This window comes from Streptomyces sp. GbtcB6 (assembly GCF_019091475.1).
GTDB lineage: Bacteria > Actinomycetota > Actinomycetes > Streptomycetales > Streptomycetaceae > Streptomyces > Streptomyces hyaluromycini.
In genome coordinates this window covers 40,332-53,429 of the sequence record NZ_JAGXJL010000054.1, presented here as the reverse complement: position 1 = coordinate 53,429, position 13,098 = coordinate 40,332, and the positions used below count along the sequence as shown (strand labels likewise).

General features: G+C 70.3%; 11 protein-coding genes and 1 pseudogene. 10 read left to right on the top strand and 2 right to left on the bottom strand.

Annotated elements, in window-relative coordinates; translation table 11 throughout:
• On the bottom strand, positions 1-1,046 hold a 1,046-nt coding region (locus KVT45_RS45795; RefSeq protein ID WP_254648322.1), incomplete at its 3' end, for an alkaline phosphatase family protein.
• Between the two features lie 323 nt (positions 1,047-1,369).
• Positions 1,370-2,314: a sugar-binding transcriptional regulator gene (locus KVT45_RS45790; RefSeq protein ID WP_217555791.1), complete on the bottom strand. Its 945-nt coding sequence runs from the start codon at positions 2,312-2,314 to the stop codon at positions 1,370-1,372.
• 246 nt (positions 2,315-2,560) lie between these two features.
• Here KVT45_RS45790 and KVT45_RS45785 point away from each other — a divergent pair, with 246 nt between their 5' ends.
• The 10 genes and pseudogenes from KVT45_RS45785 to KVT45_RS45740 all read left to right on the top strand — a co-directional run bounded on the left by KVT45_RS45785 (position 2,561) and on the right by KVT45_RS45740 (position 13,090).
• The gene (locus tag KVT45_RS45785; protein ID WP_217555789.1) at positions 2,561-3,214 is read left to right on the top strand and encodes an SIS domain-containing protein; all 654 of its coding nucleotides are present in this window, start codon (positions 2,561-2,563) and stop codon (positions 3,212-3,214) included.
• A gap of 69 nt (positions 3,215-3,283) precedes the next feature.
• Complete coding sequence (locus KVT45_RS45780) at positions 3,284-4,288, top strand: ABC transporter permease (RefSeq protein ID WP_217555787.1); 1,005 nt, start codon at positions 3,284-3,286, stop codon at positions 4,286-4,288.
• Between the two features lie 115 nt (positions 4,289-4,403).
• The gene (locus tag KVT45_RS45775) at positions 4,404-5,399 is read left to right on the top strand and encodes a substrate-binding domain-containing protein (RefSeq protein ID WP_217555785.1); all 996 of its coding nucleotides are present in this window, start codon (positions 4,404-4,406) and stop codon (positions 5,397-5,399) included.
• 43 nt (positions 5,400-5,442) lie between these two features.
• Positions 5,443-5,949, top strand: a pseudogene (locus KVT45_RS57050) (ATP-binding cassette domain-containing protein); the annotation flags it as partial.
• A gap of 78 nt (positions 5,950-6,027) precedes the next feature.
• Positions 6,028-7,065 (top strand): ATP-binding cassette domain-containing protein, encoded by a 1,038-nt coding sequence (locus KVT45_RS58255; RefSeq protein WP_308311065.1) that lies wholly within the window; start codon positions 6,028-6,030, stop codon positions 7,063-7,065.
• A gap of 498 nt (positions 7,066-7,563) precedes the next feature.
• Positions 7,564-9,051, top strand: coding sequence for a xylulokinase (locus KVT45_RS45760; RefSeq protein ID WP_217555780.1), 1,488 nt, complete (start codon positions 7,564-7,566; stop codon positions 9,049-9,051).
• A complete protein-coding gene (locus KVT45_RS45755) occupies positions 9,048-9,740 on the top strand; it encodes a hypothetical protein (protein WP_217555778.1) in 693 nt (230 codons plus the stop codon). The genes KVT45_RS45760 and KVT45_RS45755 overlap by 4 nt, the downstream gene beginning before the upstream one ends.
• 505 nt (positions 9,741-10,245) lie before the next feature.
• On the top strand, positions 10,246-11,277 hold the full coding sequence (locus KVT45_RS45750) for a DMT family transporter (RefSeq protein WP_217555776.1): 1,032 nt from the start codon (positions 10,246-10,248) through the stop codon (positions 11,275-11,277).
• Positions 11,274-12,002 carry a response regulator transcription factor gene (locus tag KVT45_RS45745; RefSeq protein ID WP_217555774.1) on the top strand — a complete coding sequence of 243 codons (729 nt, stop codon included), beginning with the start codon at positions 11,274-11,276 and terminating at the stop codon, positions 12,000-12,002. Before KVT45_RS45750 ends, KVT45_RS45745 begins: the two co-directional genes overlap by 4 nt.
• Positions 11,999-13,090 (top strand): HAMP domain-containing sensor histidine kinase, encoded by a 1,092-nt coding sequence (locus KVT45_RS45740; protein ID WP_308311062.1) that lies wholly within the window; start codon positions 11,999-12,001, stop codon positions 13,088-13,090. Before KVT45_RS45745 ends, KVT45_RS45740 begins: the two co-directional genes overlap by 4 nt.
• Positions 13,091-13,098: the final 8 nt, after the last annotated feature.

The window sequence follows — 13,098 nt, the reverse complement described above, 5'->3', positions numbered from 1 at the left end:
ACGGCGGTGCTGCCGGAGAGGTGCCGCTTGCGGATCTCGGCGGTCAGGGCGCCGATCTCCGTGTTGACGAAGTCCAGGTTCTTCACCAGCAGCGGGCCCGGGACGTTCTTGGCGGTGTAGCCGCCGGTGAGGCCGTCGGAGGCGGGCAGCTTCTGCGCGGTCGAGACCGACTGGAAGTTGAGGCCGAAGATCGCCGGGGTGCCGACCTTGTGGGTGCGGCTGTGGTCGTAGCCGTCGATCTCGTTGAGGACGGCCTTCACCTTGTAGCCGTCGTACTGCTCGGTGGCCTTGTTGTCCTTGGTCCAGTCGTCACCGGCCGGGTAGCCGAGGGCGTCGCTGTTGATCTCCGGGGTGAACAGGTCCTGGACGCCGGTGCCCGAGGGGCCGTTGAGGATCTCGTAGGCGGCGTGCTTGTCCGACCAGGCGGTGCGCAGACCCGCCTTGCGGGCCACCTCGAAGATCGTGTTCACCTTGAGGTACGAGTGCGGGTACACCGGCTTGCAGGTCTTCGGGTCGACCGGCAGCTTCGACGCGTTGATCAGGCTCGCCGGGTGGCCGGTCATCGACAGGATGCTGTCCGGCAGGCCCGTGAGGCCCTGACCGGCGTCGATGGAGGCCTGGTTCTTGTCCAGGTCCTCGGTGAGGTCCACCTCGACCCCGGGCTTGACGCCCTTGCAGCTGGTGGTTCCCGCCGGGAGAAGCGCGGCGTTGTAGGTGTCGTCGTAGTAGATGCCCGTGGTGCCGGGGCTGCCGCCGGTCGCCTGGGCGACCATGCCGGGGAAGGAGTCGGACGGCGTGGTGGTGCTGGCGTGGGTGTACTCCACGCCGCCGCCGACCAGCCGGGCCAGCGCGGACTTCGGGTGCCTGGCGATGTACCAGGCCAGGTCCGACTGGTGCAGCCCGTCGACAGAGACCAGCAGAACGTGCTTGGCGGCGGCCGCCGGGCGGGGGGAGGCGGCGAACGCGGAGGGCTGGGCGGCGGTCACCCCGGCCAGGACTCCGGTGGCGGCGATGACGGCTGCGGGTCTGACGTAACGTCTGGACATCTGGTCTCTCCCGGGTGTTCGGGGCTTGCTGCGGGTGCCGGGCTCATCAGAGTCGCGTCTTGTGTACCGGAACCGGCGCATCTGTGAACACACCCGGAATGACCGGTCGGGTCTTCACCAAGCAGGTCTGGTTTTCCCCAAGGAGGAGGGCGTTTGCGGCCTCGGGCGAGCCGGACAGACGGGGCCGGCAGGTCGCCGGCGGGCGCACAGCTCACTTCGGCCCCGGCGGCGGGGCTTCCCGGCGAGGTTCCCGGGGAGGTTCCCGGGGAGACCCCCAGCGTGCCTGATATGCCGTCCGAGCCCAGGTGCGCGCAGTACAGCCGTCATTCCGTGATTTGTGCATGCGAATCAAGCAGGAGCCGTGCCGCGCTCTCGTCGGTCACCACGGAACGAGCCAGTCCGCCACGGAGCACGCTGTGGATGGCCCGCGCCTTCGACGCCCCTCCGGCCACCGCGATGACCTCCGGGATCCGCCGTAGCTGATCGGCGCCGATGCTGATCGTCAGTCTGCTGATGTCCCCGTCCAGCGGAGTGCCGTCTTCCGTGAGCAGCATCGAACAGACCTCCGCGGCGATGTCCTCGTGGCGCAGTGAGGCCAGCATCGCGGGGGTCAGCGCCGCATGGAACTGCGAACCTTCGGGGTCCCAACTGCCGATCGCCACGGCGGCCTTGGTGATGGAGGGGAACCGTGAGGTGGCGGCGGCGATGCCCGGCTGGGAGTACAGCGCGTTCGCCGTTCTCTCGTCGGAGACCACGAGAGGTGCGTAGATCGGATAGGCGGGCCCGCGTGAGACGGCTGCCAACTGGCGTACCAGATCCGCGCTGTTGGCGCCGACCGCACCGGTCACGCCCGTCATCTGCACGATGCTGCACGGCGCCAGGGCGGTCAGTGCGCGCGCCATCGCGTCGAGCGTTCGCCCCCAGCTCACCCCGAGGACGTCGTCCTCGGTCACGATCTCGGTGAGCAGTTCCGCGGCGGCGGTACCCAGCTCGCGGCGCAGGGTGACGACGTCCGGTGAGGTCACCTTGACCACCAGCGCGTGCTGGAGCCCGAACGCGACACGCAACTGTTCCGACAGCTCGCTGTCCACGGCGGTGGGCACGCCGATCTCGATCCGCACGATGCCCTGCTCGCGGCACTCGTCGAGGATGCGGGCCACCTTGTAGCGCGAGATGCCGAGCTCGTCGGCGATCTCGGTCTTCGCCTTGCCCTCCACGAAGTATCTGCGGGCGACCGTGGTGGCTCGCTGGAGTTCGGCTGGACCCATCGGATTCTCCTTCGCGAATGATTCCGCGGCGCGCACTCCGTCGACGTCCGCCCATATGGGCACCTTACTTGACGCATGGGCGGCCTGGAGGTCTGATATCTCCACCCCGCGCCACAGGTCCGTAACGCGGCATTTACGGCGTGCACATGTAAGTGCCGGTGACGGCCGGAGCGGGCCGATGGAGTTCCCCGACCGAGCACGCGCGCCGTGTGCCCGATCCCGCGCCGTCCCCGGAGGTATGTCGTCGTGAGTTCCCCTGCTGAGGACCAGATCCTTGAGGGCGCCCGAGAGGTGATCCGCCGGGAGGGTGCCGCCACCGCGGGCATCGCCGAACAGCTTGACGAGTCCTTCCTGTCCGCTGTCTCACTGCTGCTCGGATGCCAGGGCAAGGTGGTCGTGGCCGGCTCGGGGACGTCGGGAACAGTGGCGCGCCGAATGGCGCACCTCCTGTCCGTCTGCGGCACGCCGGCTGTCTTCCTCCACCCCATGGACGCACTGCACGGATCCCTGGGCGCGGTGTCCGGGGCGGACGTGGTGATCGCCATCTCGAAGGGCGGCGGCTCGGGAGAGCTCAACGACTTCGCCCGCCGGGCGCAGGAGCGCGGTGCTCGTGTCCTGTCGCTGACCGCTCGCGCGGATTCGACGCTCGGCCGGCTCGCGGACGTGAGTGTGCAGATAGCTCCTGCCGGTCAGGCGGACCCGGGGGGCGTGATCGCCATGGGCAGCACCCTCGCCGTATCGGCCTGGGGCGACGCGTTGGCGGTCACCCTGATGCGGCTGAGCGGTTACTCCTGGTCGCAGGTGCTGTCCGCGCACCCGGCCGGCACCGTGGGGCAGCTCACCGAGACCCCCGAAGAACTGGCACCCCTGGACGCCGCCGGGCTGAGTGGCAGGGACTGACCGATGCCATCCGTACCGGGAGCCGACTTCGCGACCGAGCCGATGAACCGAAGAACCGTGGAGACGCCCATGAGCAAGTTCCGACTGCCCGACGAGACGGGGATCTTCCTGGTCCTGCTGGTCGTGCTCGGCGTGCTGAGCATCCTGTCGCCGTCGTTCGGCACCGTGCACAACGGTCTGACGCTGCTCCTGAACGGCGCGGTGATCGCGTTTCTCGCTCTTGGCCAGACGTTCGTACTGCTGACCGGCGGTATCGACCTGTCGACCGGTGCCAACGTGGCCATGACGGGCGTGCTGGCCGCGGTCCTGATGCGGGACGGCCTTCCCTGGCCGGTGGCCTCCGTGCTGGCGGTCGGCGCGGGGCTCGCGCTCGGCGTGGTCAACGGCCTGGTGATCCACTACGTGAAGGTGCCACCCTTCATCGTCACGTTCTCCACCCAAGGCGTCGCGACGGCTGTCCCCCTCATCATCACCGGCGCCAACTCCATCTCCGTGCGCCAGGCGGGCTTCTCCTGGATCGGCCAGGGCCGGGTCGCGGGCATCCCGCTACCCGTGATCATGCTGCTGGTCGCGGCCGTCGCGGCCGGCTGGTTCCTGACCCGGACGCGGCTGGGCGTGCACGTCTACGCCTCCGGCGGAAACAAGGCGGCGGCGCGGCTGGCCGGCGTGGACATCCGGGTGGTCACCATCCTGGCCTACGCCGTGAGCGGCGCGTGCGGGGGGATCGCGGGTCTCATCGCCACCTCGCGACTGATGGTCGGGTTCCCGGCCACCGGACTGGGCAACGAGCTCTTCTTCTCCATCGCCGCGGCGGTGGTCGGCGGAGTGAGCCTGTTCGGCGGAACGGGCACGGTGGCCGGCGCCATGATCGGCGCCGTCCTGATCGCCTCGGTCAGCAACGGCATGAACGTGCTGAACGTCAGCAGCTACTGGCAGTCCCTGGTGATCGGCCTGATCATCCTGCTGGGCGTCTCGTTCGACACCTACCGGCGCGGCCTGAGCGGCCGATCGCTCCTCGGCGCGCTCGCCGGCGACTCCCGGCAGGAGCGCCAGAAAGAGCCCACGGCGGTCTAGCGCCCACCTCAGCTCCGGCCTCGGCCCGGTCCCTGCCCCGTCACCGGCGGCCGAAACAGTTCTCAATCCACGTCAGGCGAGCCGCGCCGAACGTGCCGATCAAGGAGAGAGAAGTATGTCGAACAGAACCAGAGGGCTGACCGCGGCGGCGGCTTTCTCCCTCGCCCTCCTGACAGCCGCCTGCAGCAACCAGGCCACGAGCGGTAGCGCGGCGGACGCCGGCAACGCCCTTCCCAGCAGTTGCACGAAGGGCAGGCCCGTACTCGGCGTCGCCCTGCCGAACACGGTGAACCCGTACTACGTCGCCATGCGCCAGAGCTTCCTCGACAACGGCGCCAAGAACGGTTTCGACGTCAAGATCGCCATCGCCAACGACAGCGACTCGACCCAGCTTTCGCAGATCAACAGCTTCGTCCAGCAGGGGGTCTGCGCGGTCGCCCTCAACGCGGTGAACTCCGGGCCCGGCGCCGCCAGCGTCGCGGCGCTGAACCAGGCGAAGATACCGGTGTTCTCGGTCAACGTCATCATCTCGCCCGACGACCTGAAGACCCAGAACGCCAGCATCGTCCAGTACGTCGGCGCCGACCAGACCGAGGGCGGCAAGGCCATGGGCGCCCAACTGCTCAAGGACAGAGGAGCGAAGGCCAAGATCAGCGCCGGGATCGTGGGAGACCCCGACCAGATCCCCACCAACCAGCGTGACGCCGGCTTCAAGACCGCGCTCAAGCCGAACACCAACGCGAAGACCGGTCCGACCGTCAACAGCAAGGTCGACCCCAACGTCAGCCTGCAGGTCACCACCGACATGCTGCAGGGCAACCCCGGCATCAACGTGATCTTCGCGGACACCGGCCCCGGAACGGTCGGCGCGCTCCAGGCGATCAGCCAGCTCGGCAAGACCGGCAAGGTCACGCTCTACGGATTCTGCGCCGCCGACACGGCGTTGAACGCCACCTACAAGGCGTGCGCCGCCCAGGAGCCGGCCGACTACGCGCGGATCGTCGTGGAGAACGTCAAGAAGTACGTCGGCGGGGCCAAGGTGCCGGCGCAGGTCCTCCAGCCGTTGAAGATCTTCACGAGCGGCACCCCTGGCCCGGGCGAAGTCGGCTGACCCGGACGATCGCGACAGCAGACACGGAGAGAGGTGTACAGGAGTGACTGAAACCGCTGCGGAGCACTTGGCTGTCAGCTCGATCAGCAAGCGTTACGGACAGACGCGCGCCCTCGACGGAGTGACGGTCACGCTCGTCCCCGGTCAGGTACTGGCACTCGTCGGTCACAACGGCGCGGGCAAATCCACCCTGCTGTAAATGCTCGCGGGCGCCGAGACCCCGGACGAGGGCTCCGTACTCCTCGACGGTGTGCCGCAGCACTTCTCCACTCCTGCGGACTCACTCGCCGCCGGTGTGGCCTGCGTGTACCAGGAACTTCGGCTGGTGGACCAGCTCACCGTCGCGCAGAACGTCTTCCTCGGCCACGAGACCAGCCGGCACGGCCGTCTCGCACAGGGGGAGATGAACCGGCGCACCGCCGAACTGTGCAGGGAATACGGTGTCACCGCCTCTCCCACCGATCGCGCGGGCGAACTGTCCGTCGCCCAGCGCCAGATGGTCGAGGTGGTCGCCGCGCTCAACCGCAACGCGCGGTACCTCCTCCTCGACGAACCGACGACGGCCCTCGAAGCACAGCAGATCGATCATCTGCTGGCCACCGTCAAGCGCGTCTCGCGTGAGCGGAACATGGGGATTCTGCTGGTCGACCACAAGCTCGACGAAGTCTTCTCGGTCGCCGACCACATCATCGGGCTGGCCAACGGCCGCGTCGTGCTGAGCGGTTCGGCGAACACGGTGAATCACGACGACGTGGTCCATGCCATCGTCGGCGAGTCCGCGTCCTCACTGTCGTCCGGGTACGTGGCACCGGCGAGCGGGCCGGAGGCCGGTCCGTCCGAGGACCGGACACACCGTGAGGGGCAGGGATCCGATGTCGTGCTGAACGCCGTACACGTGTCCACCGACCGGCTCAAGGACGTGACACTCCAGGTCCGGGCCGGTGAAGTGCTGGGCCTGTACGGCCTGGTCGGCTCGGGGCGGTCACGCTTCCTGCGTACTCTCTACGGAGCCGAGCGCCCGCCGGGCGGTTCGCTGACCCTGACGGGCTCTCCGTACCGGCCGAAGAGCCCGGCCAGGGCGATCAGATCCGGGATCGCCTTTCTCTCGGAGGAACGCAAAGCCGACGGCTTCATTCCGGGGATGAGTGCGAAGGAGAACGTCTCGCTGCCCGTGCTGCACAGGTTCAGCCGTGCCGGGCGGCTCCAGCGCCGGCGGATCGCCCAGGCGACGCGCGACGCTCTCAAGGAGGTCGCCGTCCGAGGTGACACCGAGCAGCCGATCACCCGTCTGTCCGGTGGAAACCAGCAGAAGGTGCTGTTCGCCCGGGCTGCCCTGCAGCAGCCCAGGCTGCTTCTGCTCGATGAGCCGACCAAGGGTGTCGACGTCGGTGCGAAGGCCGAGATCCATGCGCTGATCCGTGCGATGGCCGCCGACGGGGATGTGGCCGTGATCGTGGTGTCCACCGAGGAGGAGGAGCTGATCGGGCTCGCGGACGCCGTGTGCGTCTTCAAGGACGGCTCGTGCGACGGCATCAAGTACCTCAGGGATACCGTGACACCGGGAGACCTGCGCCGGCTCGCGTGGCCCAGCAGCCGACGGCCTTCGGACGCGGGGGAGAGCGTGGTGAACAGTGCTACGCCCCACGAGAAGGCGCCGGTCGACTGACATCGCCCGGTCGCCGGCTGTGAGCAGGGAATCGAGCCGCGAGGCTGTCGTGGTGGTGGCCGCGGACGTTCGGCTGATCCGCGAACCGACCGGGACACCGGGCCGCTGCGGTGGCTCCGGGCACCCGGGCTGCGCCGGGCAGCAGGTCGCGGCCCGCAACGGGAAGAGCTTCCGCGACGTGCGACGTGTCAGGACGGTGCCGGCCGAGACCGGGCCGGTGCACGCGACGACGGCTCGCAGTGCTCGCAATGCTCGCAATGTGAAGGCCGTCGCCTTCGACGCCCGGCCCCTCCAGGTACGGGCTCTGCCTGCCGGGGAGACCATCGACGCGATCACCTCGCAGAACTTGTACGGCCTCGGTGTCCTGTGTGCGCAGGATGCCGTTGCCCTCGGCAGGGCGGGACCGCGGACAAGACCGAGATCCGCCCGACTCGACCGGACAGCACCGCGTGCCCGACCCAAGCGGACCGCGATCGCACTTCGCCCAGGAGAACCACCATGCCCGTCGTCGCCGGCGTCGACTCCTCGGCCCAGTCCTGCAAGGTCGAGATCCGCGACCTGCACGACGGCTCGCTGCTCGGCTCGGGAAGCGCACCGCACCCACCCGCGTTCCCGCCCAGCAGCGAGCAGGACCCCGCCGCCTGGTGGACAGCGCTCAAAACCGCGTTCGCGGCCGCCAGGAACGACGCGGGTGTGTCCACGGGTGACATCGCCGCGCTCGCGGTCGACGGCCAGTGCCATGGCCTGGTCGCCCTGGACGCCGCCGACCAGGTCGTCCGGCCGGCGAAGCTGTGGAACGACACCACCTCCGCACCACAGCTCGAACGGCTCAAGCGGCTGATCGGAGCGCCGGAATGGATCCGCGCCGTCGGATCCCTGCCGACCGCCGCCTTCACCCTCAGCAAGATCGCCTGCCCCGGCGAGAAGGAAGAGGCCCACCACCGGGAACTGCACCGCGCCCTCGTGCCGCACGACTGGCTGACCTGGAAACTCTCGGGACGGTACGCCACCGACCGCTCCGAGGCGTCGGGGACCGGCTACTACAGCGCCGCGCAATCCCGATACCTCCCCGAACTCCTGGCCCACATCGACGCCGAACGCGACTGGGCGGACGCCCTGCCCGAGGTCATGGACGCCTCGACGGCCGTCGGAACGGTCTCGGACACAGCCCGTGCGGCACTCGGCCTGCCGGCGGGCACTCTGGTGGGCCCCGGCGGCGGAGACCAGCACGCGGCCGCCCTCGGCCTCGGGATCGCCCCCGGCGACGTGGTGTACACGTTCGGCACTTCGGGCGTCGTCTTCACCACCAGCGAGACCCCCGTGTTCGATCTCGACGGCATCGTCGACGGGGTCGCCGACATGACCGACGGCTACCTCCCCCTCGTCTCGACCCTGAACGCCGCACGCGTCACCGACACCTTCGCCCGCATCCTCGGCGTCGACCACCAGGGCCTGGCCGAACTGGCACTCGCCGCCACCGGCACCGCAGGACCGGTCCTCGCCGCCTACCTCGACGGCGAACGCAAGCCCAACCGCCCCGGCGCCCAGGGCATCCTCGCCGGACTGACCTCCGCGACGAGCCGCGAGGACATCGCACGGGCCGCCTTCGAAGGGGTCATCCTCGGCCTGGTCTCCGGCGAGCGGCACCTCAACGCAGCCGGGATCGCCACCGGCGGGCGCCTCATCGCCACCGGCGGCGGTGCGCGCTCCGCCGCCTATACCCAGCTCCTGGCCGACCTCACCGGCCGTGAGGTACTCGTCGCCGACGCCCCCGAGGCATCGGCACGCGGCGCCTGCGTGCAGGCGGCGGCCATCGCGTCCGGCCGGGCGGTGCGCGACGTCCTGCGCGAGTGGGCACCGGCGACCCGGCCGGTCGCCACTCCCCGCCCCGGCTCACGAGGCGCGCGGGAAGCGGTCTACACGGTGCTGGCCGGTTGGGACGCGCTCGACACCGACAACGCCGGGTCCGCCGGCACGTCGGCATGACCCCGCAGGACCGGGAGCTGAATCCGGAGATCCTCACCGAGATCGCCCGCCACCCCGGGGTCACCCTCGCCGGCAGCATCTACGCCGTCGCCGAGGCGGACCGGTTCGCCGCCGCCCAGCGGCTGGAACGCGCCGGCCTGTGGATTCACGCCGACGTCATCATGGACGACCGTAGGCATCGAGGCGTCGACCTCTCCCTGGTGCGCACGCTCGCCGAGCGCCGGACCGGGCCGCTCGACATCCATGTCATCGCACCGGAACTCGACGGTCTGATCGACGAGATCTGTGCCCGGAAGGTCGATCGCGTCACCTTCCCCTTCGAGTCCTGCGCGGACCACGACGCCGTGGCCGACACCGCCGAACGGATCCGCGCCTCGGGTGCCGCCGCCTGGCTCGCGGTCGCACCGGCAACGGAACTCAGCGCGGTCCGGCCGTGCTTCGAGATGGTCGACGGACTTCTGGTCATGCTGATCGAACCCGGCAGCACCGGCGCCGCCGACCCGGCGCTGGCGGCCAAGGCCGGACAGACCCGCCCCGCACTCCCGGCAGGCGTCGACGGCGGTGTCGACGCCGCCAATCTCGGCGTATGTCTCCAGGCCGGGGCGGACTACGTCGTCTCCGGCCGCGCCCTGTTCTCCACCGCCCCGGCCGCGCCCACACCACCCACCCACACCGTGCCGAAGCCGTGATCCACCGCGCGATGCCGCGGCGGCGGTCGGGCCGAACGCGCCTGGAGGTCAAGGAGCTGTTCAGGACTCATGGAACAGCCTGGCGCGAGCGAGCTGCCGCACACGTTCTCCGTCCGGAGCGGCAAGAAGATCGCGAGAGGCGTCGAGCGGCAGAGGACCGAGCTGAGCGATGTCAGCAGGAAAAGACACCGCAGGGGATCGCGTGACAACCGGAAGAGGCAGGCAAGGCCGTCTCCGCGTGGCCGACCGTGACCGCTGTGGCACCGGCCTGCGCGAGCGCCGTGCCTGTCTCTTGCCGAGATGCCCGCTCCGGAGCCGAGCGGCTTCATGGAAGCTTCACACGGCGGGTGGTATCCGCCTTATCGGGTCGGCGTTGTCTGGCGGGCATGCAGAGTCTCCTTTCGCTGCCGGCCGCTGCCGGTCACCGTGATCCGGGGCGTCCGACGACGGCTGCTCTCACGGCTTTCGCGACGGCCGAGGTGCGGCACGACGGACGGAGCCGGCCGTGACCGTGCTCGCCATGGTTCTGGCGGTTCTGGACGCGTGCGGTTACGCGGCGGGCGCGCGGCTCCAGCACCAGGCTCTGCACCAGCCGCCGCGCGGTGCCGCCGTCGGCCCGCGAAAGTCCGTGTTCCGGCGGCCGCGCTGGCTTGCCGGGCTGGTCCTGATGGCGTCCGGTGCGGGCTTGCACGTGACCGCTCTGCGGCTGGCTCCGGTGACGGTCGTGCAACCGCTGGGCGTGAGCGGGGTCGTGGTGAGCGTGCTCTGGGGGCTGCGGGCGCGCCGCGCCCGGCTCGGCGCGGCCACGGGGATCGCGCTGCTGGCGGTGGTCCTCGGGACGGGGGCTTTCGCGACACTGGCCGCGCGGATCACCGTTGCCACCTCCGTCTCGGCGACCGCCCAGTTGCGGGCGGGTCTGCTGGTCCTGGCGATGGTGGCCGGCTGTACCGGACTCGCCGGGGTATCGCGCGGCCGACGGCGGTGCCTGGCGGCGGCCATCGGCGCGGGGAGCTCGTACGGCTGCATGTCGGTACTGATCCGGGCGGCGGGCGAGGAGTTCACGACCTCCGGCGTGAGCCCCGTGCTGTGCGGCACGCTCGCGGCTCTGGCCCTCACCGTTCTCGCAGGCTTCTGGCTCGTCCAGAAAGCCCAGGCATCAGGACCACCGGAGGTCACGGTCGGCTGCCTGACCCTGGTCGACCCGTTCGTCGCCGTCGCGATCGGGATCGGCCTGCTCGGCGAGGCCCCCGGGCTCACCCCGGTCACCGGACTCGCCGGGCTGGCCTGCTGGGCGATCGCCTTCGCAGGCGTACTCCAGATCACCCGTTCCACGCCCTTCCCCCACCTGCGAGCACCCTCACCTCCGCAGGAGCGGGCTGTGACAGACGGCCCGCTCACCCGGCCGCGTCACGACGTCCGCCGTACGCTGGACCGATTCGACGACCTCTGCCTCCAGACCGCCGGCCGCCCCGCATCCGCACCGGACCCCGCACCTGAGACCGAAAGCCGAGACCGAAAGCGAAAGCGAGCACGATGAGTACGCAACGGGTTCTGGTCGTCGATGACGAGCCCAAGATCCGCATGACCGTACGCGGTTATCTGGAGGCGGACGGGTTCGAGGTCCTGGAGGCCCCGGACGGGCCCTCCGGCCTGCAGGCGGTCACCCGCGACCGGCCTGATCTGGTCGTGCTGGACGTGATGCTGCCCGGACTGGACGGCTTCCAGGTACTGCGCCGGATCCGGCAGTCCAGCCAGGTCCCCGTGATCATGCTCACCGCCAGGGACGAAGAGGTGGACCGGCTCATCGGCTTCACCACCGGCAGCGACGACTACGTCACCAAGCCGTTCAGCCCGCGCGAGCTGGCGCTGCGCGTCCGGGCCATCCTGCGGCGCGCCGAGAGCGGGCCCGGAGCGGAACAGGACGCGGCCGACGGCACCCTGAACTTCGAGGGTCTGACCATCGACCCGAGTACCCGGACCGTCCTGGTCGACGGCGATCGGACGGCGGAGCTGTCCGCCCTCGACTTCGACCTGCTGATCGCCATGGCCCGCGCCCCCGGCCGGGTGTTCACCCGGCGCGGTCTGCTGGCCCAGGTGTGGGGCGAGGACTTCTTCGGCGACGAACGAGTCGTGGACGTGCACATCCGGACGCTGCGCCGCGCGCTCTGCGACGACGCCAACGCGCCCCGGTTCGTGGGTACCGTGCGCAACGTCGGCTACCGGTTCGTCGGCCGTGTCCACCCGCAGGGCGGAAGGACGTGAACCACGTGCGGCCGGCCCGGTGGCGGACCCGGTGGCGCAGGTTCCACGCCCGCCTGTCGCTGCGCACCCGCTTGGCGCTCTCCCATGTCATGGTCGTACTGGTGGCGGTCGGGGCGATGTCGGGAACCAGGGAACTGATGAACGGTCCCGCACACGATTACCTGGACCCCGACGCGATGGGCCTGTGGAGCGGGGCGGCCGCGGCCGTCGTCGCGGCGGTCGTGATGTCCCGGTTCCTGGTGCGCCCCCTGGACACCGTGCGAGCCGCCACCCACCGGCTCGCCGAAGGACGCTACGACCACGTCCTGGACCTGCCCAGCGAGCCGGGCCTGGCCGCGCTGGTCGCGGACGTGAACACGCTGGCGGCCGCACTCGCGGACACCGAGCGGCGCCGCGCCCGGCTGGTCTCCGAGGTCGCCCACGAGATGAAGACCCCCATCACCATCCTGCGCGGCCAGATCGAGGGCCTGGCCGACGGCATCTTCGCGCCGGACGACGCGATGTTCGCCTCGCTCACCGACGATCTGGACCGGCTGCGCCGGCTGGCCTCCGACCTGTCCAGCCTGTCCCGGGTGGAGGAGGGAGCCTTCGTCCTCCACCGCAAGCGCTTTGACGTCGCCGCACTGGCCCGGGCCACCGCCGAACGACTGCGCCCCCAGTACGACGATCAGCGGGTCGCCCTCACCGTCGCGGCGGACACCCCGGCCATCACCTCCTGCGACCCCGACCGCATCGCCCAGGTGCTGGTGAATCTGCTCGGTAACGCCCTGGCCGCGTGCGACCACGACGGGCACGTATCGATCTCCGTCCGCAGCGACGCGGGCACCGGCCCGGACGCGCCACCCCAGGTCCTCGTCCTCGTCACGGACGACGGCGTCGGCATCACCGCCGGCGACCTGAACCGGATCTTCAGCCGCTTCGAACGCCTTGAGCACCCTGGCCGGCCCGCTCCGGCCGGTGGCAGCGGCATCGGCCTGACCATCGCCCGGGGCATCGCCCGCGCCCACGGCGGAGACGTCACCGCGTCATCGTTCGGACCGGGCAACGGCGCCACGTTCACCCTGCGCATACCCATGGCGCCGATGTGAGCGCGCGG